The organism is Flavobacterium sp. (assembly GCF_049240005.1).
Taxonomy (GTDB): domain Bacteria; phylum Bacteroidota; class Bacteroidia; order Flavobacteriales; family Flavobacteriaceae; genus Flavobacterium.
The window spans coordinates 1-21,207 of sequence record NZ_JBMLTK010000011.1 but is presented as its reverse complement, the minus strand read 5'-3'; the positions used below and the strand labels follow the sequence as shown (position 1 = coordinate 21,207).

Below are 21,207 nucleotides of genomic sequence, written 5' to 3'. Positions count from 1 at the left end.
GGAGCTTGAACTTCTTCGGCAACTGGAGCAGTTTCAGTAGTAGCAGCCGCTTTCGACTTCCCACCTCTTCTGCTTTTTGCTTTCTTAACTTCTTTTTTACCTCCGTTATACAGTTCGTTGAAGTCAACCAATTCGATCATCGCCATATCCGCGTTGTCGCCAAGACGGTTTCCTAATTTGATGATTCGGCAGTAACCTCCTGGACGATCTCCCACTTTAGCAGCAACGTCGCGGAACAAATCTGTTACAGCGTATTTGCTACGTAGGTAAGAGAAAACGATACGACGATTGTGAGTAGTATCTTCTTTTGATTTAGTAATCAAAGGCTCTACGTATGAACGAAGCGCTTTAGCTTTCGCCACAGTAGTATTAATTCGCTTGTGTTCGATTAACGAGCAAGCCATATTTGCAAGTAAAGCGCGTCTGTGACCAGCTTTTCTGCTTAAGTGATTATTTTTCTTTCCGTGTCTCATTTCTTAATAAACTTAGAATCTGCAAACTTCAGACTCAGGTTAGTCTTTATCTAATTTGTATTTGCTTAAGTCCATTCCGAAAGTAAGGTTCTTCACGGCAACAAGCTCGTCAAGCTCAGTAAGAGATTTCTTACCGAAGTTTCTGAATTTCATTAAGTCGTTTTTGTTGAAAGATACAAGATCTCCAAGTGTTTCTACTTCAGCGGCTTTCAAGCAGTTAAGTGCGCGAACGGATAAATCCATATCGACCAACTTGGTTTTAAGCAACTGACGCATGTGCAATGACTCTTCGTCGTACGATTCAGTTTGTGCAATTTCGTCTGCTTCAAGCGTGATACGCTCGTCAGAGAATAGCATAAAGTGGTGAATCAAAACTTTTGCAGCTTCTGTCAACGCATCTTTAGGCGTGATAGACCCATCGGTTTTAATTTCGAACACTAACTTTTCGTAGTCGGTTTTTTGTTCTACACGGAAGTTTTCAATTGCGTACTTCACATTGATTACCGGAGTGTAGATTGAGTCTGTAGCGATAGTTCCGATTGGAGCATTTGCTTTCTTGTTTTCTTCAGCAGGAACGTATCCACGACCTTTTTCGATCGTAAGTTCCATATTGATATTGACTTTACTGTCTAGATTACAGATCACTAAATCTGGGTTAAGAACCTGAAAACCAGAGATGAACTTTTGAAAGTCGCCTGCAGTAATTTGGTCTTTACCTGAAATAGAGATTGTGATCGCTTCATTGTCAACATCTTCAATCTGACGTTTGAATCGAACTTGCTTCAAATTCAAGATGATTTCGGTTACGTCTTCTACAACGCCCGGGATGGTGGAGAATTCGTGATCTACACCTTCAATACGGACAGAAGTGATGGCATAACCTTCAAGAGCAGAAAGTAGAACTCTTCTCAGCGCATTACCGACAGTAAGACCGTATCCGGGTTCTAATGGTCTGAATTCGAACTTTCCTTCGAAGTCCGTTGAGTCGACCATAATTACCTTATCGGGCTTTTGAAAATTAAATATTGCCATAATTTCGACTAAGTCAGTTATTATTTGTTGTACAATTCGACGATCAACTGTTCTTTGATGTTTTCTGGGATTTGAGTACGTGTAGGTACTGAAACGAAAACACCTTCTTTTTGTGAATCGTTCCAAGTGATCCACTCATAAACATGAGAAGATGCAGCTAGGGAACGCTCGATGATATCTAAAGATTTTGATTTCTCACGAACGGCAACTTTATCGCCTGCTTTCAGGTGATACGATGGGATGTTTACAACTTCACCATTAACTGTAATGTGTCTGTGAGAAACGATTTGGCGTGCACTTCTGCGAGAAGGTGCAATACCCATACGGAAAACTACATTATCAAGACGTGCTTCACACAACTGGATAAGTACTTCACCCGTTACACCACGAGCAGCAGAAGCTCTTTCGAACAAACCACGGAATTGTTTTTCAAGGATTCCATAGGTGTATTTCGCTTTTTGCTTCTCCATTAATTGGATTGCGTACTCTGATTTTTTACCTCTTTTCTTAGCGAGACCGTGTTGTCCCGGTGGGTAATTTCTCTTTTCGAAAGCGCGGTCTTCGCCGAAGATTGCCTCGCCGAATTTACGCGCGATTTTGGTTTTTGGACCAGTATATCTTGCCATTTTTAATGATTTTGGAAAGCCACTATGAATTCAGGTCAGATCCTTCGATAGCGCTTTTGCTTTCCGGGTTATACTATACTACTTTAATTTGGGATTAAACTCGACGTCTTTTAGGAGGTCTACACCCGTTGTGTGGCATTGGAGTTACGTCGATGATTTCAGTAACTTCGATTCCACCATTGTGAATAGAGCGGATAGCAGACTCGCGTCCGTTACCTGGTCCTTTCACGAAAACTTTCACTTTCTTCAAACCAGCTTCCAAAGCTACGCGGCTACAGTCTTCAGCGGCCATTTGCGCAGCGTAAGGTGTGTTTTTCTTAGATCCACGGAAGCCCATTTTACCGGCCGATGACCAAGAGATAACTTCACCTTTTTTATTGGTAAGTGATATGATGATGTTATTGAAAGTTGCGTTAATATGAGCTTCACCTGAAGACTCGATAATAACTTTACGTTTTTTAGTTGTTGCTTTAGCCATACTAATTCTTATTTAGTTGCTTTTTTCTTGTTAGCGACAGTTTTTCTCTTACCTTTTCTAGTACGAGAGTTATTTTTAGTTCTCTGACCACGCAATGGAAGTCCGCTTCTGTGACGGATACCACGGTAGCATCCGATGTCCATTAAACGTTTGATGTTTAATGAAATTTCAGAACGAAGTTCACCTTCGATTTTGTAGTATGAAACGGCGTCACGGATTGCTCCGATTTCGTCGTCATTCCAATCTTGAACTTTTTTGTCTTCGCTTACTTGCGCTTTCGCTAAAATATCTTTAGCACGGCTTCTTCCTAATCCGAAGATGTAGGTTAAAGCAATTACGCCTCTTTTATTTTTTGGGATGTCTACCCCTGCTATTCTTGCCATAATTATCCTTGTCTTTGTTTAAATCTAGGATTCTTTTTGTTGATTACGTACAGACGCCCTTTTCTACGCACAATAATGCACTCGGCGCTTCTTTTCTTAACTGATGCTCTAACTTTCATCTTTTTTTAGCTTTTAGCTTTTAGCTTTTGGTTTCACTTCCACACGATTATGAACATGAAACCAATTGCTATGTGCTATATTAATATCTATAAGTTATTCTTGCCTTTGACAAGTCGTAAGGGCTCATTTCCAGTTTCACCTTATCGCCCGGAAGCAATTTGATATAGTGCATACGCATCTTTCCAGAAATGTGAGCAATTACTACGTGTCCGTTTTCCAATTCGACACGGAACATTGCGTTCGACAATGCTTCGATGATAGATCCGTCTTGTTCAATAGCCGCTTGTTTTGCCATAATTATGCTACAGCTTTACGGTTTTTGCCCGATTTCATCAAGCTGTCATAATGCTTGTTAAGCAGATATGAATTCACTTGTTGAACGGTATCAATAACAACACCTACCATGATGATCAAAGAGGTACCTCCGAAAAACATTGCCCAAGACTGTTGTACACCTAAACTACCTACGATTGCTGGGAACACAGCAAGTAGCGCTAGGAATAACGAACCCGGAAATGTAATCAAAGACATAATCTTATCCAGATAATCAGACGTTTCAACTCCTGGTCTGATTCCAGGGATAAAGCCACCGCTTCGCTTAAGGTCGTCTGCCATTTTATTCGTTGGAACAGTAATAGCAGTATAAAAGTAAGTAAAGATTATGATTAAGGATGCGAATACGAGATTGTACCAGAATCCGAACAAATCACCAAACGTTGATGCAATAGATCGTGAAGTTTCTGACTGCGACAAGCCTGCCACTGCTGCTGGAATAAACATAATTGCTTGCGCAAAGATGATTGGCATTACACCAGAAGCATTTAATTTTAGAGGAATGAATTGTCTGTTTTCACCATTGATATCTTGTTCGAAATCTCCAGAAACGGTACGACGTGCATACTGTACCGGTATCTTTCTCACAGCCATAACAAGGAGTACACAAGACATGATTACTAATAACCAGCCGATAACTTCAAGCACCAAAATCATTGGTCCACCTCCGTTATTTGTGATGGTCGAAGTAAATTCTTGTAAAAATGCTTGTGGAAGACGAGCCAAGATTCCAACCATGATTAGGAGCGAAATTCCGTTTCCGATACCTTTATCAGTAATCTTCTCACCAAGCCACATTGCGAATATTGTTCCCGTTGTTAGGATTACAATAGAAAGCGCCACAAACACTTGTTGACTTACTTCTGGATAAAATGCTTGTGCAGGTAGCGTTGAATACAAGTTATAGATATAACCTGGACCCTGAACAACTGTAATGACAATTGTCAACCAACGGGTAATTTGATTGAGCTTTTTGCGACCGCTTTCCCCATCTTTCTGAAGTTTCTGGAGGTAAGGAATTGCAATGCCCATTAATTGTACTACGATAGAAGCCGAGATGTATGGCATGATTCCCAATGCAAAAACGGAAGCCTTAGAAAAAGCACCTCCGGTAAACATATCAAGAATAGAACCAATACCGTCTTTAGTTTGGCCTGCTAACGCATTCAACTGGGTTGCATCGATGCCCGGCAACGTTACGTGAGCGCCGAAACGATAAACCAACAAAAGGCCTAAGGTTAGAACGATACGAGAACGTAGTTCATCGATTTTCCAGATATTCGATACAGATTCGAAAAATTTCTTCATCAGTCTTAGAATTACAAGCTAACTGCCTCACCACCTGCCGCTTCAATAGCAGCTTTAGCAGTAGCAGTAAATTTATGTGCGCTAACTTTCACTTTTGCAGTAAGAGTACCTCTACCCAAAATTTTAACTACTTCATTTTTAGTAGCCAAACGGTTCTCAACAATTGTTGCGAAATCTAATGAGTCGGAGATAACACCTGCATCAACTAGTGCCTGAATAGTGTCAAGGTTGATTCCTTGATATTCCACTCTGTTGATATTTTTAAATCCAAATTTAGGAACACGTCTTTGTAGTGGCATTTGTCCACCTTCAAATCCGATCTTCTTTGAGTAACCTGAGCGAGACTTCGCACCTTTGTGTCCACGTGCAGCAGTTCCGCCTTTTCCGGAGCCTTCTCCACGACCTACGCGCTTATTTTGGTTGTGCGTTGATCCCTCTGCAGGTTGTAAGTTATGTAAGTTCATAGTTTACGGATTATTTAGCTTCTTCAACAGAAACTAAGTGTTTAACTTTATTGATAATTCCGAGAATAGCAGGGTTGGCTTCGTGCTCAACAACCTGTCCCATTCTGCGAAGTCCAAGAGCCTCAAGGCTTCTTTTCTGTGTTAGCGGGCAATTGATTTTGCTGCGAACTTGTTTTACTTTAATTTTTGCCATGATTCGCTGAATTAACCTTTAAACACTTTATCTAATGAAATACCACGCTGTTTTGCTACCGTGTGAGCGCTTCTCATTTGAAGCAATGCATCGAAAGTAGCTTTAACTACGTTGTGTGGGTTTGATGATCCTTGCGACTTAGAAAGTACGTCGTGAATACCAACAGACTCCAATACCGCACGTACAGCACCACCAGCAATAACTCCAGTACCGTGAGATGCTGGCATCAAGAATACTCTTGCACCACCAAATTTACCTTTTTGCTCGTGCGGAACTGATTGTCCACTAAGCGGTACACGTACCAAGTTTTTCTTAGCATCTTCCACAGCTTTAGCAATTGCTTCAGATACGTCTTTAGATTTTCCTAAACCGTGACCTACCACTCCGTTTTCGTCGCCAACTACTACGATGGCAGAGAAACCGAAAGCACGTCCACCTTTAGTAACTTTCGTTACACGGTTTACACTCACCAATCGATCTTTCAATTCAAGACCGCTAGGCTTTACGAATTCTACGTTTTTATACTTTGACATCTTCGATTAGAATTTTAAACCAGCGGCTCTTGCGCCTTCGGCTAGTGATTTAATACGACCGTGGTACAAATAACCACCACGATCAAATGTTACATTCTCGATACCTGCTTTAAGTGCTTTTTCAGCGATAGCTTTTCCTACAGCTGCAGCCACTTCCACATTAGTACCTTTAGAATCTACGTCTTTGTCGCGAGATGAAGCTGCCAAGATAGTTACACCTTGTACATCGTCAATCAGCTGAACATAGATTTCTTTATTACTTCTAAACACAGACAAACGTGGCTTAGCAGCAGTACCCGAAACGATTTTACGGATTCTGAATTTGATACGTTGTCTTCTTTCAGTTTTTGTTAATGACATAATCTAATATTTTTAAGCTGATTTACCTGCTTTTCTTCTCAATACTTCACCTACGAATTTCACACCTTTTCCTTTGTAAGGTTCTGGCTTACGGAATCCGCGGATTTTAGCAGCTACTTGACCTAACAATTGTTTGTCGTATGAAGTTAGTTTCACGATTGGGTTTTTACCTTTCTCAGAAATTGTTTCCAAAGTTACTTCTGGAGCAACTTCAAGAATAATGTTATGAGAAAAACCAAGTGCTAGATCGAGCTTTTGACCTTGGTTAGAAGCTCTGTAACCTACCCCTACTAATTCTAACTCTTTTGTAAAACCTTCAGAAACACCAATAACCATATTGTTGATTAGTGATCTGTACAAACCGTGTTTCGCGCGTTGATCTTTGTGATCTGATGAGCGCTCTACAATGATTTGGTTCTCTTCTATTTTAAGATCCACATCGCTGATAACTTGCGTAAGCTGACCTTTTTTTCCTTTCACTGTAAGGATACCATCTGCATAGTTTACTGTAACACCTGCAGGAATCGAAACGGGATTTTTACCAATTCTAGACATTTCTTGCTGGATTAAGATTAATAAACGTAGCAGATGACCTCACCACCAATGTTTAATTGGCGTGCTTGTTTTCCGGTCATCAAACCTTTTGAAGTTGATACAATAGCGATACCAAGACCATTCAAGATTCTTGGAATTTCTGTAGCTCCGGCATATTTTCTCAAACCAGGCTTGCTGATTCTTTGAATGTCCTTAATTACAGGCTCTTTGGTTTCTTTGTCGTATTTGAGAGCGATTTTAATCGTACCCTGTACGGTGTTTTGCTCGAATTTGTAGCTCAGGATATAACCCTGATCGAACAAAATCTTAGTGATTTCTTTTTTCAGATTAGAAGCCGGAATTTCGACAACTTTGTGGTTTGCAGCCACAGCGTTTCGTACTCGGGTCAGATAATCTGCGATTGGATCTGTGTACATATTTAATTAATTGCGGTTTTGGTTTTCGCCTACGGCTCTCGCGGCGAACCTTAAACCAATTGATACTCTTTTTTTAATTACCAAGAAGCTTTTTTAACTCCAGGAATCAATCCCATATTTGCCATTTCACGGAAAGTAACACGTGAAATACCAAACTGGCGCATATAACCTCTTGGACGACCTGTAAGTTTGCAACGATTGTGCATTCTTACTGGAGAAGCGTTTTTAGGCAATTTTTGAAGGCCAACATAGTCGCCAGCTTCCAAAAGTGCTTTTCTTTTCGCAGCGTATTTCTCTACAGTTTTTGCACGTTTTACTTCACGTGCTTTCATTGATTCTTTAGCCATCCTTAATTCTTTTTAAATGGTAAACCTAATTCTGCTAAAAGTGATTTTGCTTCTTTGTCTGTTTTAGCGGTAGTCACAAAAGTGATATCCATACCTGCAATTTTATTCACCTTATCGATATCGATTTCTGGGAAAATAATTTGCTCAGTAATACCCAAGTTGTAGTTACCACGTCCATCAAAGCCAGTAGCCTTAATACCGTTGAAATCTCTTACACGTGGAAGTGCAGAAGTAATTAAACGATCCAAGAATTCGTACATACGCTCACCGCGAAGGGTAACTTTTGCACCAATTGGCATACCTTTTCTAAGTTTGAACGATGCAACGTCTTTCTTAGAGATTGTAGAAACCGCTTTTTGACCAGTGATTTTCGTCAATTCGTCTACTGCGTATTCGATTAATTTCTTATCAGAAACAGCAGCACCAACACCACGGCTTAAAACGATTTTCTCCAATTTAGGAACTTGCATTACGTTTTTATAGCCGAATTCTTCTTTTAAAGCAGCGATTACGCGGGCTTTATATTCTTCTTTAAGTCTAGGGATATAAGCCATAACTACAATACTTGATTTGATTTTTTAGAAAATCTCACTTTCTTATCTCCTTCAACACGGAAACCAACGCGAGTAGTCTCTTTAGACTTTGGGTCGATTAGTGCAATGTTTGAGATATGAATAGGAGCTTCTTTTTTAATAATACCGCCTTGAGGGTTTTTAGCGCTAGGCTTTGTATGCTTAGATACCATGTTTACCCCTTCAACGATTGCTCTGTTCTTTTCGCGATCTACGCGTACAACTTTGCCTTCGGCACCTTTGTGATCACCTGCGATAACGCGAACAACGTCTCCTGATTTAATTTTTAACTTAGTCATTGTCTCCTAAAATTAAAGCACCTCAGGTGCAAGTGATACAATTTTCATGAATTGCTTTTCGCGAAGTTCTCTCGCTACTGGACCGAAAACGCGGGTTCCGCGCATTTCACCAGCTGCGTTCAAAAGTACGCAAGCATTATCGTCAAAACGGATGTAAGAACCATCTGCACGACGTACTTCTTTCTTAGTACGTACTACCACAGCAGTTGATACAGCTCCTTTTTTCACGTTACCGTTTGGAGTAGCATCTTTGATTGAAACTACAATTTTATCGCCAACAGAGGCATATCTGCGCTTAGTACCTCCAAGCACACGGATGGTCAGTACTTCTTTAGCACCGGTGTTATCCGCAACTTTTAATCTACTTTCTTGTTGTACCATTACTTAGCTCTTTCAATGATTTCTACTAATCTCCAACACTTTGTTTTACTCATTGGACGTGTTTCGCTGATGCGAACAGTATCTCCAATGTTACAGTCGTTTTTCTCGTCGTGCGCAACAAATTTCTTAGTACGCAATACGAATTTACCGTATAGTGGGTGTTTTACACGTGTTACCTGAGCCACAACGATTGACTTTTCCATTTTATTGGAAGTCACCACACCGATTCTCTCTTTTCTTAAATTTCTTTTAGCTTCCATAATACAGAATTATTGTTGCTCACGTTTAGTTATTTCAGTAGCAAGACGAGCGACTGTTCGGCGAACAGTTCTGATCTGAAGCGGATTCTCGATTGGAGAGATCGCGTGAGCCATCTTCAAACTGTTGTAAGTTTTCTTGGCCTGGCTTAAGTTTTCTCGTAGTTGCTCTACGGAAAGATTTTTAATTTCTGATTGTTTCATAATTAACAGATTAGGCTTCGAAATCTCTAGCGATTACAAATTTAGTTTTCACTGGAAGTTTTTGAGCCGCAAGGCGCAAAGCTTCTTTTGCAACTGCCAATGGCACTCCACCAACTTCGAACATGATTCTTCCTGGCTTAACAACTGCTGCCCAATATTCGACAGCACCTTTACCTTTACCCATACGTACCTCTAGAGGTTTTTTGGTGATTGGTTTATCTGGGAAGATTTTGATCCAAAGTTGTCCTTCACGTTTCATGTAACGAGTTGCAGCAATACGAGCTGCTTCGATCTGACGTGAGGTTAAGAACATGCCTGTTTCGTGCACAGATTTAATTCCGAACATGCCATTTGAAAGTTCGTGGCCTCTTTGGCTGTTCCCTTTCATTCTACCTTTTTGTACCTTGCGGTACTTCGTTCTTTTAGGCTGTAACATTCGATTTTACTTTTAAAAATTATTTGCGTTTACGAGCGTCCGATTTTGGACCCTTGTTAAAGTTTGACTTTCCTCCGCGTGGTGCATCAGACTTACCTGAATTACCTCCCGCTTGCTTCTTATCCATTCCGATAAGTGGAGAAAGATCTCTCTTTCCGTAAACTTCACCTTTCATAATCCATACTTTGATTCCCATACGACCATAAGTTGTATGTGCTTCAGCCAAAGCATAATCAATGTCGGCTCTGAAAGTAGACAAAGGAATACGACCTTCTTTGAAAGACTCTGAACGCGCCATTTCAGCACCATTCAAACGTCCTGAAATCATAACTTTGATACCTTCAGCATTCATGCGCATAGAAGCTGCAATTGCCATTTTGATCGCTCTTCTGTAAGAAATACGGCTTTCAATCTGACGTGCAATGCTTGAAGCAACAAGAAATGCATCTAGCTCAGGTCTTTTGATTTCGAAAATATTGATCTGAACTTCTTTGTCGGTAATCTTCTTCAATTCCTCTTTCAACTTGTCTACCTCCTGTCCGCCTTTTCCAATGATAATACCTGGACGAGCGGTGGTGATAGTAACGGTTACAAGTTTTAAAGTTCTCTCGATGATTACTTTAGAAACACTAGCTTTTGATAAACGAGCATGGATGTACTTTCTGATTTTGTAGTCTTCAGCGATTTTGTCGCCGTAGTCATTACCACCGAACCAGTTAGAATCCCAACCTCTGATGATCCCAAGTCTGTTACCAATTGGATTTGTCTTCTGTCCCATACTGCTTATGAATTGCTTTGTGTATTATCTGCTTGTCCTAAAACTACGGTAACGTGGTTAGAACGTTTTCTAATTCTGTGTGCGCGACCTTGAGGTGCTGGACGTAGTCTTTTCAACATCATACCACCGTCAACGCGGATTTCTTTAACGAATAGTCCGGCTGCACTAACATCCCCACCTTCATTTTTCTGTTCCCAGTTGTTGATGGCAGATAACAATAGTTTTTCCAACTTTCGTGAAGCTTCTTTAGAGCTGAATCTCAAAAGACTCAATGCTCTTTCCACCTTCTGACCTCTTACTAAATCAGCGACTAAACGCATTTTTCTTGGAGAAGAAGGACAGTTATTTAGTTTAGCAAAAGCAACTTGTTTATTAGCTTCTTTAATGCCTTCAGCTCTTTCTCTTTTACGAACTCCCATAACTGCTTATTTTTTACCTTTATTTTTAGCACCGGCATGACCGCGGAACGAACGTGTTGGTGAAAATTCACCCAGTTTGTGTCCTACCATGTTCTCAGTAACGTATACTGGAACAAATTGGCGACCATTGTGTACTGCAATTGTTTGACCTACGAAATCTGGAGTAATCATCGAAGCACGAGACCACGTTTTGATTACAGCCTTATTTCCTTTCTCGTTATTCTCTAATACCTTTTTCTCTAATTTATAGTGAACAAAAGGTCCTTTTTTTAATGAACGTGCCATCTCTTATTATTTCTTTCTACGTTCTACAATGTACTTGTTGCTCGGATTTTGATTAGAACGGGTTCTGTATCCTTTAGCAGGTAAACCTTTTCTAGATCTTGGGTGTCCTCCAGAAGAACGACCTTCACCACCACCCATCGGGTGATCGACAGGGTTCATCGCTACTGGTCTTGTTCTTGGACGACGACCTAACCAACGACTGCGACCGGCTTTACCGCTCACGATCAATTGGTGATCCGAGTTTGAAACTGCACCGATAGTTGCTGAACAAGTCAACAAAATCAAACGAGTTTCACCGGATGGCATTTTAATTGTTGCATATTTTCCGTCACGAGCCATAAGCTGCGCGAAAGTACCAGCAGAACGAGCAATAACAGCTCCCTGACCTGGGCGTAACTCAATACAAGAGATTACAGTTCCCAGAGGAATTTGCGACAATGGCATCGTGTTTCCGATCTCTGGCTGAGCAGTCGCACCGCTCATAACCGTTTGACCTACTTGTAAACCATTTTGTGCAATGATGTATGTTTTCTCACCATCAGCATACGCCAATAAAGCGATAAACGCAGTTCTGTTTGGATCGTATTCGATAGATTTCACAGTAGCAGGAATTCCCGCTTTTGTTCTTTTGAAATCAATAACACGATAACGTTTTTTGTGACCACCACCTGTGTAGCGCATGGTCATCTTTCCTTGACTATTTCTACCTCCAGATTTTTTTATCGGTGCGAGTAATGAACGCTCCGGCTTATCAGTTGTAATAGCGTCAAAACTATTAACAACTCTAAAACGCTGACCCGGGGTAATAGGTTTTAATTTTCTAACTGACATTGTTCTGCCTTGTATTAGATGTTGTTATTATATAAATCGATTGTTTCACCTTCAGCGATTTCGACAATTGCTTTTTTGATCGCGTTTGTTTTGCCGTGAATCATTCCGCTTTTGGTGTATTTTGTAGAGCGATCTGGACGAACGTTCATTGTGTTCACACTAACTACAGTTACTCCATAAGCAGCCTCAACAGCTTTCTTAATTTGAACTTTATTAGCGCGACGCTCCACTACAAAGCCATACTGGTTCAAAACCTCGCTTTGTTTGGTAACTTTTTCAGTTACAATTGGCTTAACTAGGATCTCCATTTGCGTCTTATTTATTTAAATTCTCTACAATTCCTTCCAAAGCGCTCTCTAAAACTACTAAAGAATTAGCGTTAAGAATGCTGTAAGTATTTAATTCTGAGGTTGTTACGACAGAAGTAGCCTTCAAATTGCGTGAGGACAAATATACATTATTATTAGACTCACCCAACACGAATAAAGATTTTTTACCTTCTAACCCTAAAGCTTTCAGGATGTTAATAAAACCTTTAGTACTTGGAGCGTCTAGTGTAATGTCCTCAAGCACGATTAAAGACGCCTCATTTGCTTTTATACTTAAAGCCGAGCGACGTGCTAAACGCTTTAAATTCTTATTCAATTTGAAAGAATAGCTTCTTGGTCTAGGACCAAAAATAGTACCTCCTCCTTTGAATACAGGGCTCTTTACAGAACCTGCACGAGCAGTACCTGTACCTTTTTGTTTCTTGATTTTGCGAGTAGAACCTGTAACTTCGTTACGCTCTTTCGCCTTGTGTGTTCCTTGACGTTGGTTAGCAAGATATTGCTTAACATCTAAGTAAATGGCGTGCTTATTAGGCTCAATTCCAAAAACTGAATCAGATAGCGTAATTGTTCTACCTGTTTCTTTTCCGCTGGTATTTAAAACTTTTACTTCCATTACTTCTGAATGATTACATAAGAGTTTGTGTGACCTGGAACGCAACCTTTAACAAGAAGTAAGTTCTTCTCCGCCATCACTTTTAAAACTCTAAGGTTTTGAACTTTTACATTTTCGCCACCCATACGGCCGGCCATACGCATTCCTTTGAATACGCGAGATGGGTAAGACGATGCTCCGACAGAACCTGGAGCTCTTAAACGGTTGTGCTGACCGTGCGTAGACTGACCAACACCACCAAATCCGTGACGCTTAACAACGCCCTGGAATCCCTTACCTTTAGAAACACCTTGAACATCAACAAATTCTCCTTCTTCGAAGATTGTAACATCAATGATGTCTCCTAATTTTTGTTCTGTTGCAAATTCTTGAAACTCGACAACTTTCTTTTTAGCAACAGTTCCTGCCTTCTTGAAATGACCAAGAGCAGCTTTTGTACTGTGCTTTTCAGTTTTGTCATCGAAACCAAGTTGCAACGCTTCATACCCGTCGACCTCTTTGGTTCTGACTTGGGTAACAACGCATGGTCCAGCTTCAATTACGGTGCAAGGAATATTCTTCCCGTTCTCGTCGAAGATGCTGGTCATGCCGATTTTTCTTCCAATTAACCCAGACATATTAAATTAGTTATAAATTATTAAATTTGAGAATAGTGCATACTACTCCCAAGAGAGCGCGCAAAAGTAATATTTTTATTTTGTAATGCAAACTATTGATATTCCTTTTTTTAAGAAGTTTTCCTAACAACTTAAAAAAGTTAAATAGCAGTACTAAAATCCCTTATTTCATCCAGGAATAAATAGACAGTTCTGGGCAAATTCCGATGTTTGTAGTTACAGTAGCGATGAGTCCACTATAAGGAATTCATCGCGTAAAACACTTGATATTTGCCGTACGTTTCGATATTAATATTTTTCAAAAAGGAATCTGTGAGCTGAATTTTCTTCAAAAAAAAATCCGCCGAACTGTGTCCGACGGATTTGACTTATTGCTTACGAAGCATCACACTTTAATTTCCACTTCAACACCGCTAGGCAATTCAAGTTTCATTAATGCATCGATAGTTTTCGAAGACGAAGAGTAAATATCGATCAATCTCTTGTACGACATTACTTCAAATTGCTCACGCGCTTTCTTGTTTACGTGTGGCGAACGCAACACAGTAAAAAGTTTTTTGTGTGTTGGAAGTGGAATTGGACCAGTAACAACAGCTCCGGTACTTTTCACAGTCTTCACAATTTTCTCCGAAGATTTATCAACCAACATATGGTCGTAAGACTTCAATTTTATTCTGATTTTTTGACTCATTTTCTTAAGAATTAAGCGTTACCTTTTGCTTTTTTGATTACCTCTTCAGAGATGTTTGAAGGTGTCTCAGCGTAGTGCGAGAACTCCATAGTTGAAGTTGCACGACCGGAAGAAAGGGTACGTAAAGTTGTTACATATCCGAACATTTCCGAAAGTGGCACATTTGCTTTGATAACCTTAGAACCAGCTCTGTCGCTCATATCGTTCACCTGACCACGTCTTCTGTTGATATCACCAACGATATCACCCATGTTTTCTTCAGGAGTTAATACTTCAAGCTTCATGATTGGCTCAAGGATGATTGCACCTGCAGCTTTAGCTACCTCTTTGTAACCCATACGCGCTGCTAATTCGAAAGAAAGTGCATCCGAGTCAACAGGGTGGTACGAACCATCCAAAAGTGTAACTTTTAAACTATCTACTTGGTAACCAGCCAAAGGACCTGTTTTCATGGCTTCACGGAAACCTTTCTCAACAGCAGGAACGTATTCTTTTGGTACGTTACCACCTTTAACTTCGTTAACAAACTGTAATCCATCTGGAACTTTTCCATCCACTTCATCAGCTGGCTCAAGACGGAATACAATGTCACCAAATTTACCACGACCACCCGATTGTTTCTTGTAAACTTCACGGTGTTGTGCTGATTTAGTAAACGCTTCTTTGTACTCTACTTGAGGCTCACCTTGGTTAACTTCAACCTTGAACTCACGCTTCATACGATCGATCAAGATATCTAAGTGAAGCTCACCCATACCCGAAATGATTGTTTGACCTGACGCCTCGTCTGTACGAACGGTAAACGTTGGATCTTCCTCAGAAAGTTTTGCCAACGCCATTCCCATTTTATCTACATCAGCCTTAGTTTTAGGCTCGATAGCGATACCAATTACTGGCGCAGGGAACTTCATTGATTCCAAGATAATAGGATTCTTCTCGTCGCAAAGAGTATCTCCTGTTTTGATATCTTTAAATCCAACTGCTGCACCAATATCACCTGCTTCGATAAAATCGATTGGGTTTTGCTTGTTTGCGTGCATTTGGTAGATACGAGAAATACGCTCTTTGTTACCTGAACGTGTATTCAACACATATGAACCGGCATCTAAACGACCTGAGTACGCTCTAAAGAAAGCTAAACGACCTACGAAAGGATCGGTTGCAATCTTGAAAGCTAAAGCCGCGAAAGGCTCTTTAACGTCAGGACGACGCATAATTTTCTTTTGATCTTCTTCTAACAAATCTGAATCATCAGGGTGAATACCTTCGATACCTTCTTTATCTAAAGGAGATGGAAGATATTTACAAACTGCATCTAGCATGAACTGAACGCCTTTGTTTTTGAAAGAAGAACCACACAACATTGGAATAATTGCCATGTCGATGGTAGCAGCACGAAGTGCATTGTTGATTTCTTCCTCAGTAATAGAATTTTCATCTTCCATATACTTATCAAGAAGATTCTCGTCGTATTCGGCTACTGCTTCGATAAGCGCTGAACGGTATTCTTTAACCTCATCAACCATATCCGCAGGAATCTCTACGATATCGAAAGTTGCTCCTTGTGTTTCGTCATGCCAAATGATAGCCTGATTCTTCACCAAGTCAACTACTCCTTTGAAATCAGCTTCTTCACCGATAGGAAGTGTAATTGCAACTGCATTAGATTTCAACATATCGCGAACTTGCTGACATACGGCCAAGAAGTTTGAACCTTGACGGTCCATCTTGTTCACGAAGCCCATACGAGGCACTCGGTACTGGTCTGCAAGACGCCAGTTAGTTTCTGATTGTGGCTCAACACCGTCAACCGCTGAAAACAAGAACACCAATCCGTCGAGAACACGCAATGAACGGTTTACCTCTACGGTAAAGTCAACGTGTCCGGGAGTATCGATGATGTTAAAGTGGTATGGTTTAGATTCTGGAATAACTTTACCTTGTACAGTTGGGAAATTCCATTCGCAAGTTGTCGCTGCAGAGGTAATGGTAATACCACGCTCCTGCTCTTGCGCCATCCAGTCCATGGTAGCAGCTCCATCGTGTACTTCACCGATTTTGTGCGATTTTCCTGTATAGAACAAGATACGCTCAGTGGTGGTTGTTTTACCCGCATCAATGTGCGCAGCAATACCGATATTTCTTGTATATTTAAGATCTCTTGCCATTTCCGATTAGAATCTAAAGTGTGAAAACGCTTTGTTAGCTTCTGCCATTTTGTGAGTATCCATTCTCTTTTTAACCGCAGCACCTTCTTCTTTAGCAGCAGCTAAAACTTCGGCAGCAAGTTTTTGAGACATCGATTTTTCGTTTCTGCGGCGTGCATAAAGGATTAACCATTTCATTGCCATAGAAATCTTGCGATCTGGTCTGATTTGCATCGGAATTTGGAATGTTGCTCCACCAACACGACGGCTACGTACTTCTACGTGCGGCATCACATTAGTTAATGCATCTTTCCAAATCTCTAAAGCTGATTTTTCAGCGTCTTGCTTCTTGTTTTCTACGATATCAAGCGCATCGTAAAACACTTTAAAAGCGGTAGATTTTTTACCATCCCACATCAAATTGTTCACAAAACGTGTAACTAATTGATCGTTAAAACGAGGATCTGGTAAAAGAGGTCTCTTTTTTGCCTGTCTTTTTCTCATGTCTTTTTCTTAAAAGTTTGAATTACTTTTTAGCTTCTTTTGGGCGTTTAGCACCATACTTAGAGCGTCTTTGTGTTCTACCAGCAACACCAGATGTATCTAGTGCACCGCGAACAATGTGATAACGAACTCCAGGTAAGTCTTTTACCCTTCCTCCCCTAACTAATACTATCGAGTGCTCTTGAAGATTGTGTCCTTCACCAGGAATGTACGCGTTTACCTCGTTTCCATTAGTCAAACGTACACGCGCAACTTTACGCATTGCAGAGTTTGGTTTCTTTGGCGTTGTGGTGTAAACACGAGTACAAACTCCTCGTCTTTGTGGACAAGAATCTAATGCAACCGATTTACTCTTCTTAGTTATCTGGGTTCTTCCAGTTCTTACTAATTGTTGAATTGTTGGCATAATTAATACTACAAGTTTCTAAAATTTCTAAATTCCCGCTTTTTACGGGGTTGCAAAGGTAGAAATAATATTTATGCTTCCAAATCTTAAACTATTAATTTTCAATACAATTCTAAAACAAGCTTTTGCAAAAGATTTTCCGATACTTTTACGTTATGGGTAGTATGACACCAAAATCGGCTTATTTATTGCTTTTCTTGCTACTGCAAACACTGATGTACGGCCAAAAAACCGTTTTGATAAAAGTTAATTTTCCCGATAAAAAGATAGAGCGCACACTAAAAATCCCTGCCAAAGTATCCGATGAAGACCGGCTACAGCAATTCACAGATTCTTTAAGGCAATCGGGCTATTTGTTTGCCAGCTGTAAATCGAGCATCATTGAAAAAAACAGCATTCTTTTTGAATGTGAATCTGGAACGAAATTTAATACCGTTCAAATCGACTTAAGCTCGATAACACCCTATCTAAAAGAACAAGCGGAAAGTATATTGATGAAACCCGCCGAGCTGCCTGCTTTTATGGAATCAATCACTGCTAAACTTCAAGATCAAGGAATGGCACTTGCTGGTTTAAAAACGGTGGTTACTGAAGAGCGCGCTGATCAAGTTTTTTTAAAAGTGGAGATTTCGAATACGACGGTACGAAAAATTTCAAATTTAATCTTTGCAGAAAATACCGAGATTCCTAAAAACGTTTTAAAACACTTAAAAGCCCGCTATCGGAGAAGCATTTTCAACGATAAAACCATTTCTAAAATCGAAGCAGAAATCAACAACTTGAAATTTGCTCGGATTGCGCGTAAAAGTGAAGTCTTGTTTACCAAAGATTCGACACTCCTATATATATACGATGAGAAAGTACGAAATAATCGATTTGAAGGATTTGCAGGACTACAAAACGCAGACAATAAATTGGTGGTAAATGGCTATTTAGATTTAGCATTGGTCAATATTTTAAAGTCTAGCGAAGAATTTCAGTTAAACTGGAAAACCGACGGGCAAGAACAACGCAATTTCTTTTTCTCCGGTACCCTACCCTATCTTTTCAATTCGAACTTAGTGCTACGAGGTCAGCTAAACATTTTCAGGCAAGACAGCACCTTTCAAACTTCAAAATCGGCCATAGAAATTGGTTATCTACTCAAACACAATTCACGGATATTTTTAGGATATGAAAGTGGAGAATCCAGTGATATTCAGTCGCAAAATAGCGAGACACTCCAAGATTTTCGCAGCACATTTTACACGGTTGGTTTCGACTTTAGTAGGAACGCGGAAAGTGATGATTATTTTCGGTACACGGATTTTGTAAACTTAAAATTAGGGTTAGGGAAATCGGTTCGTGAAACCAACGAGGTCGACCAAACTCTATTAAGACTTACTGGAAGCTACAACATAGCCTTTTCTGCAAAAAGCAGAGTTCAAATAAACACCGACAACTACTTCTTGGGATCTCAGAAAATTCTGGTGAATGAATTGTATCGTTTCGGTGGTTTTAACTCGATTCGCGGATTGAATGAAAATGTTTTGCAAGCCCACAGCTTTACCTCGCTTATGAATAATTATTATTATTTGGTAGCTCCGAACTTAAATGTACAGATTTTAAGTGATTTTGGATTTTTCAGTGATCAAACGACAAACATTTCAAAAACGGTATTCGCGGCAGGCGCAGGATTTGTTTTGGCTACCAAGAATGGTTTTCTGAATTTCACATATGCGTTTTCTCGATTATCTGGAACAGAAAATTCATTTCGCAACGCATTGGCACACATAAGTTTTAAGAGTTATTTTTAAGCTTTTAACGAAAGATGTGTAAATTTCTTACAAATTTTATTGTTTCGTTAAGATTTATTTAAGACTTTTGGGTAAGTAAACTAATCCAAATCCTAACTAATGAAAATGAAACTAACCAGCTATCTCGCGCTACTACTATGTTTAGTTGCGGAGATTACTTTTGCGCAACAGCGCACCGTATCGGGCGTCGTTTCAGACAGTAAAGGGCTTCCATTGCCGGGAGTCTCTGTTGTCGAAAAAGGAACTACCAATGGTACACAAACCGACCTAGATGGAAAATATTCCATCAACACGAGTAGCAACAAAACCCTTGTTTTTAGCTTTATTGGCATGAAGACGAAAGAAGTAGTTGTCTCCGGAAATTCAATAAATGTAAAACTTGAAGACGACTCTGTAGAACTTGAGGGGGTCGTGGTAACTGCTTTTGGGATAAAACGTAATCCGAGGGATTTAGGATATGCCGTTAGTTCCATCAAAGCAGCTGAGCTAACAGAAGTATCTGAACCTGATGTTACACGGGCACTTAATGGTAAAGTTCCTGGGGTTAACGTTAATGTTTCGACTGGTGTTGCAGGTGCAGCCAACCAAATTACGATTCGTGGAGTTAACACGTTAAGCGGTGATATTCAACCCCTAATTATTGTGGACGGAATTGCATACAGTAATCCCGAAGTAACAACATCTAGCCAAACGACAGGCGGAGGTGGCTACCAGTCTGGATTATCGAGTATTGATCCTAACGACATCGCATCCATGACTGTCCTTAAGTCAATTCCTGCGGCAGCGCTTTACGGTTCAAGAGCCGTAAACGGAGTAATTGTAATTACAACAAAGTCGGGTAGCTCTAAGGGTAAGAGAGATAAAAAGCTTGGGGTAAATGTTAGTAGCGGTACGTATTTTGAAACCATTGCTAATTTGCCTGAGTATCAAAACTCTTATGGCGCTGGTAGTAATTTCAACTACGCTAGCGCTAATGGTTCTTGGGGCCCAAAATTTGGAACTATCACAGAAATCCCTACCTGGGCGCCAATTCTAGCAGCGTTTCCAGACCAATTTGGTCCAACTGTTCCATACGTAGCGAAACCTAATAACGTAAAAGACTTATTTACTACCGGAATTGTAAACGATCAAAGTGTCAATTTAAGTTATGGCTCGGATGAGGGTTCATTCAACCTTACATTATCGGACTTGAACCAAAACGGTTACATTCCATTCAATACCTTTGATAGAACTTCGATTTCGACTGGTGGCACTTTCAAACTTAAAAATGGAATTACGGTTGGAAGCAATATGTCGTATACAAAAACAGATCAAGTAGGAGGTTTTTTTGGAGAAAATCAGTTTGACGGTTCATCGTCTTCATTCGCTAGAACAATGATTCTTGCTCGTAACTGGGACTTTAACCTTCCTTACAAAGATCCGCTTACGGGAGCTTCTGTAACCCCCCTTGAAGGACAATTTGATCATCCTTTGTGGAGTTGGGAAAACGACCAAATACGAACGGAAACGAATAGAACAGTGGCTGGATTTAATCTAGCATACAGTTTCAACAAGAACATTTCAGCATCTTATCGATTAGGATACAACCGTTACGAGCTAAACCGTTTGGAAATTCGAGACATCAACTCGCGTGCTAACGGAGGTGTTGGTTCTTTAACCTCAGATGATTTTACTACAACAGACCTCGAGCAGACTCTCTTAGTGAACTTCGACTATGAGTTAACGGATAATATTGCACTGTCGGCGATCACAGGAACTAACATTTTAAACAATAAAACAAATCGTATAGTTTATCAAGGTAATGATATGATTTTGCCTGAACTTTTCAATATGCGAAATGTTGAAACCATTACTAATTTACTTGACTCAAAAACTAGAAGAAGAAATGTTGGCTTCTTTGGTGATTTAACTTTATCATACAAAAATTATTGGTTTTTGAATTTCACGGCTCGTAACGATATTTCTTCTACATTACCAAAAAACAATAATTCCTACTTCTACCCATCGTTTTCAACTTC

The 21,207-nt window shown here is 40.1% G+C and carries 34 protein-coding genes; 2 read left to right on the top strand and 32 right to left on the bottom strand.

From position 1 onward, the window contains the following. From rplQ to rpsL, 32 genes are all read right to left on the bottom strand, one after another. The coding region (rplQ, locus tag ACOVQQ_RS01020) for a 50S ribosomal protein L17 (protein WP_421816548.1) at nt 1–473 on the bottom strand (473 nt) is incomplete at its 3' end. Between the two features lie 39 nt (nt 474–512). Further along, entirely contained in the window at nt 513–1,505 is a 993-nt protein-coding gene (locus ACOVQQ_RS01015) for a DNA-directed RNA polymerase subunit alpha (protein WP_298148301.1), read from the bottom strand. A 20-nt stretch (nt 1,506–1,525) separates the two neighbouring features. Continuing rightward, nucleotides 1,526–2,131 carry a 30S ribosomal protein S4 gene (gene rpsD, locus ACOVQQ_RS01010; RefSeq protein WP_421816547.1) on the bottom strand — a complete coding sequence of 202 codons (606 nt, stop codon included), beginning with the start codon at nt 2,129–2,131 and terminating at the stop codon, nt 1,526–1,528. A gap of 94 nt (nt 2,132–2,225) precedes the next feature. Next, nucleotides 2,226–2,609 carry a 30S ribosomal protein S11 gene (gene rpsK / locus ACOVQQ_RS01005; protein ID WP_094486803.1) on the bottom strand — a complete coding sequence of 128 codons (384 nt, stop codon included), beginning with the start codon at nt 2,607–2,609 and terminating at the stop codon, nt 2,226–2,228. An 8-nt stretch (nt 2,610–2,617) separates the two neighbouring features. After that, entirely contained in the window at nt 2,618–2,992 is a 375-nt protein-coding gene (gene rpsM, locus ACOVQQ_RS01000; RefSeq protein WP_094486802.1) for a 30S ribosomal protein S13, read from the bottom strand. 2 nt (nt 2,993–2,994) lie between these two features. After that, entirely contained in the window at nt 2,995–3,111 is a 117-nt protein-coding gene (ykgO, locus tag ACOVQQ_RS00995) for a type B 50S ribosomal protein L36 (protein ID WP_002987490.1), read from the bottom strand. An 80-nt stretch (nt 3,112–3,191) separates the two neighbouring features. Then, entirely contained in the window at nt 3,192–3,407 is a 216-nt protein-coding gene (infA, locus tag ACOVQQ_RS00990) for a translation initiation factor IF-1 (protein WP_035129818.1), read from the bottom strand. Between the two features lie 2 nt (nt 3,408–3,409). After that, a complete protein-coding gene (gene secY / locus ACOVQQ_RS00985; protein ID WP_094486801.1) occupies nt 3,410–4,753 on the bottom strand; it encodes a preprotein translocase subunit SecY in 1,344 nt (447 codons plus the stop codon). Between the two features lie 11 nt (nt 4,754–4,764). Next, entirely contained in the window at nt 4,765–5,217 is a 453-nt protein-coding gene (gene rplO, locus ACOVQQ_RS00980; RefSeq protein ID WP_094486800.1) for a 50S ribosomal protein L15, read from the bottom strand. A gap of 10 nt (nt 5,218–5,227) precedes the next feature. After that, nucleotides 5,228–5,410, bottom strand: a complete 183-nt coding sequence (rpmD, locus tag ACOVQQ_RS00975; RefSeq protein WP_094486799.1) for a 50S ribosomal protein L30 — start codon at nt 5,408–5,410, stop codon at nt 5,228–5,230. A gap of 11 nt (nt 5,411–5,421) precedes the next feature. After that, entirely contained in the window at nt 5,422–5,943 is a 522-nt protein-coding gene (gene rpsE / locus ACOVQQ_RS00970; protein WP_094486798.1) for a 30S ribosomal protein S5, read from the bottom strand. 6 nt (nt 5,944–5,949) lie between these two features. Beyond that, on the bottom strand, nt 5,950–6,303 hold the full coding sequence (gene rplR, locus ACOVQQ_RS00965) for a 50S ribosomal protein L18 (protein WP_094486797.1): 354 nt from the start codon (nt 6,301–6,303) through the stop codon (nt 5,950–5,952). Between the two features lie 12 nt (nt 6,304–6,315). Beyond that, entirely contained in the window at nt 6,316–6,858 is a 543-nt protein-coding gene (gene rplF / locus ACOVQQ_RS00960) for a 50S ribosomal protein L6 (protein WP_421816546.1), read from the bottom strand. A gap of 17 nt (nt 6,859–6,875) precedes the next feature. Continuing rightward, a complete protein-coding gene (gene rpsH, locus ACOVQQ_RS00955) occupies nt 6,876–7,274 on the bottom strand; it encodes a 30S ribosomal protein S8 (protein ID WP_094486795.1) in 399 nt (132 codons plus the stop codon). A gap of 77 nt (nt 7,275–7,351) precedes the next feature. Then, on the bottom strand, nt 7,352–7,621 hold the full coding sequence (rpsN, locus tag ACOVQQ_RS00950; RefSeq protein ID WP_094486794.1) for a 30S ribosomal protein S14: 270 nt from the start codon (nt 7,619–7,621) through the stop codon (nt 7,352–7,354). 2 nt (nt 7,622–7,623) lie between these two features. After that, nucleotides 7,624–8,175 carry a 50S ribosomal protein L5 gene (gene rplE / locus ACOVQQ_RS00945; RefSeq protein WP_094486793.1) on the bottom strand — a complete coding sequence of 184 codons (552 nt, stop codon included), beginning with the start codon at nt 8,173–8,175 and terminating at the stop codon, nt 7,624–7,626. Between the two features lie 2 nt (nt 8,176–8,177). Further along, complete coding sequence (gene rplX / locus ACOVQQ_RS00940) at nt 8,178–8,492, bottom strand: 50S ribosomal protein L24 (RefSeq protein WP_094486792.1); 315 nt, start codon at nt 8,490–8,492, stop codon at nt 8,178–8,180. A 12-nt stretch (nt 8,493–8,504) separates the two neighbouring features. Beyond that, nucleotides 8,505–8,873: a 50S ribosomal protein L14 gene (gene rplN, locus ACOVQQ_RS00935; protein WP_007803649.1), complete on the bottom strand. Its 369-nt coding sequence runs from the start codon at nt 8,871–8,873 to the stop codon at nt 8,505–8,507. Beyond that, nucleotides 8,873–9,133: a 30S ribosomal protein S17 gene (gene rpsQ, locus ACOVQQ_RS00930; protein ID WP_094486791.1), complete on the bottom strand. Its 261-nt coding sequence runs from the start codon at nt 9,131–9,133 to the stop codon at nt 8,873–8,875. The genes rplN and rpsQ overlap by 1 nt, the downstream gene beginning before the upstream one ends. A gap of 9 nt (nt 9,134–9,142) precedes the next feature. After that, on the bottom strand, nt 9,143–9,334 hold the full coding sequence (rpmC, locus tag ACOVQQ_RS00925) for a 50S ribosomal protein L29 (protein WP_094486790.1): 192 nt from the start codon (nt 9,332–9,334) through the stop codon (nt 9,143–9,145). A gap of 10 nt (nt 9,335–9,344) precedes the next feature. Next, on the bottom strand, nt 9,345–9,770 hold the full coding sequence (gene rplP / locus ACOVQQ_RS00920; RefSeq protein WP_094486789.1) for a 50S ribosomal protein L16: 426 nt from the start codon (nt 9,768–9,770) through the stop codon (nt 9,345–9,347). 19 nt (nt 9,771–9,789) lie between these two features. Next, nucleotides 9,790–10,548 carry a 30S ribosomal protein S3 gene (gene rpsC, locus ACOVQQ_RS00915; RefSeq protein ID WP_094486788.1) on the bottom strand — a complete coding sequence of 253 codons (759 nt, stop codon included), beginning with the start codon at nt 10,546–10,548 and terminating at the stop codon, nt 9,790–9,792. A gap of 5 nt (nt 10,549–10,553) precedes the next feature. Beyond that, entirely contained in the window at nt 10,554–10,967 is a 414-nt protein-coding gene (gene rplV / locus ACOVQQ_RS00910) for a 50S ribosomal protein L22 (RefSeq protein WP_298148296.1), read from the bottom strand. A 6-nt stretch (nt 10,968–10,973) separates the two neighbouring features. Continuing rightward, entirely contained in the window at nt 10,974–11,252 is a 279-nt protein-coding gene (gene rpsS / locus ACOVQQ_RS00905) for a 30S ribosomal protein S19 (protein WP_094486786.1), read from the bottom strand. 6 nt (nt 11,253–11,258) lie between these two features. Then, nucleotides 11,259–12,083 (bottom strand): 50S ribosomal protein L2, encoded by an 825-nt coding sequence (gene rplB, locus ACOVQQ_RS00900; protein WP_094486785.1) that lies wholly within the window; start codon nt 12,081–12,083, stop codon nt 11,259–11,261. A 14-nt stretch (nt 12,084–12,097) separates the two neighbouring features. After that, on the bottom strand, nt 12,098–12,391 hold the full coding sequence (gene rplW / locus ACOVQQ_RS00895; RefSeq protein ID WP_094486784.1) for a 50S ribosomal protein L23: 294 nt from the start codon (nt 12,389–12,391) through the stop codon (nt 12,098–12,100). Nucleotides 12,392–12,398: 7 nt separating this feature from the next. Then, complete coding sequence (gene rplD, locus ACOVQQ_RS00890; protein ID WP_421816545.1) at nt 12,399–13,028, bottom strand: 50S ribosomal protein L4; 630 nt, start codon at nt 13,026–13,028, stop codon at nt 12,399–12,401. Then, on the bottom strand, nt 13,028–13,645 hold the full coding sequence (gene rplC / locus ACOVQQ_RS00885; RefSeq protein WP_094486782.1) for a 50S ribosomal protein L3: 618 nt from the start codon (nt 13,643–13,645) through the stop codon (nt 13,028–13,030). The genes rplD and rplC overlap by 1 nt, the downstream gene beginning before the upstream one ends. A gap of 385 nt (nt 13,646–14,030) precedes the next feature. Beyond that, complete coding sequence (rpsJ, locus tag ACOVQQ_RS00880) at nt 14,031–14,336, bottom strand: 30S ribosomal protein S10 (protein ID WP_091141407.1); 306 nt, start codon at nt 14,334–14,336, stop codon at nt 14,031–14,033. Between the two features lie 11 nt (nt 14,337–14,347). Then, on the bottom strand, nt 14,348–16,504 hold the full coding sequence (gene fusA, locus ACOVQQ_RS00875; RefSeq protein WP_421816544.1) for an elongation factor G: 2,157 nt from the start codon (nt 16,502–16,504) through the stop codon (nt 14,348–14,350). Between the two features lie 6 nt (nt 16,505–16,510). After that, complete coding sequence (gene rpsG, locus ACOVQQ_RS00870) at nt 16,511–16,987, bottom strand: 30S ribosomal protein S7 (RefSeq protein WP_094486779.1); 477 nt, start codon at nt 16,985–16,987, stop codon at nt 16,511–16,513. A gap of 22 nt (nt 16,988–17,009) precedes the next feature. Then, on the bottom strand, nt 17,010–17,393 hold the full coding sequence (gene rpsL / locus ACOVQQ_RS00865) for a 30S ribosomal protein S12 (protein ID WP_007136570.1): 384 nt from the start codon (nt 17,391–17,393) through the stop codon (nt 17,010–17,012). A gap of 125 nt (nt 17,394–17,518) precedes the next feature. Here rpsL and ACOVQQ_RS00860 point away from each other — a divergent pair, with 125 nt between their 5' ends. Both ACOVQQ_RS00860 and ACOVQQ_RS00855 read left to right on the top strand, forming a co-directional pair. Beyond that, entirely contained in the window at nt 17,519–19,189 is a 1,671-nt protein-coding gene (locus tag ACOVQQ_RS00860) for a hypothetical protein (RefSeq protein WP_421816543.1), read from the top strand. A gap of 99 nt (nt 19,190–19,288) precedes the next feature. Next, on the top strand, nt 19,289–21,207 hold a 1,919-nt coding region (locus ACOVQQ_RS00855), incomplete at its 3' end, for a SusC/RagA family TonB-linked outer membrane protein (RefSeq protein ID WP_421816542.1).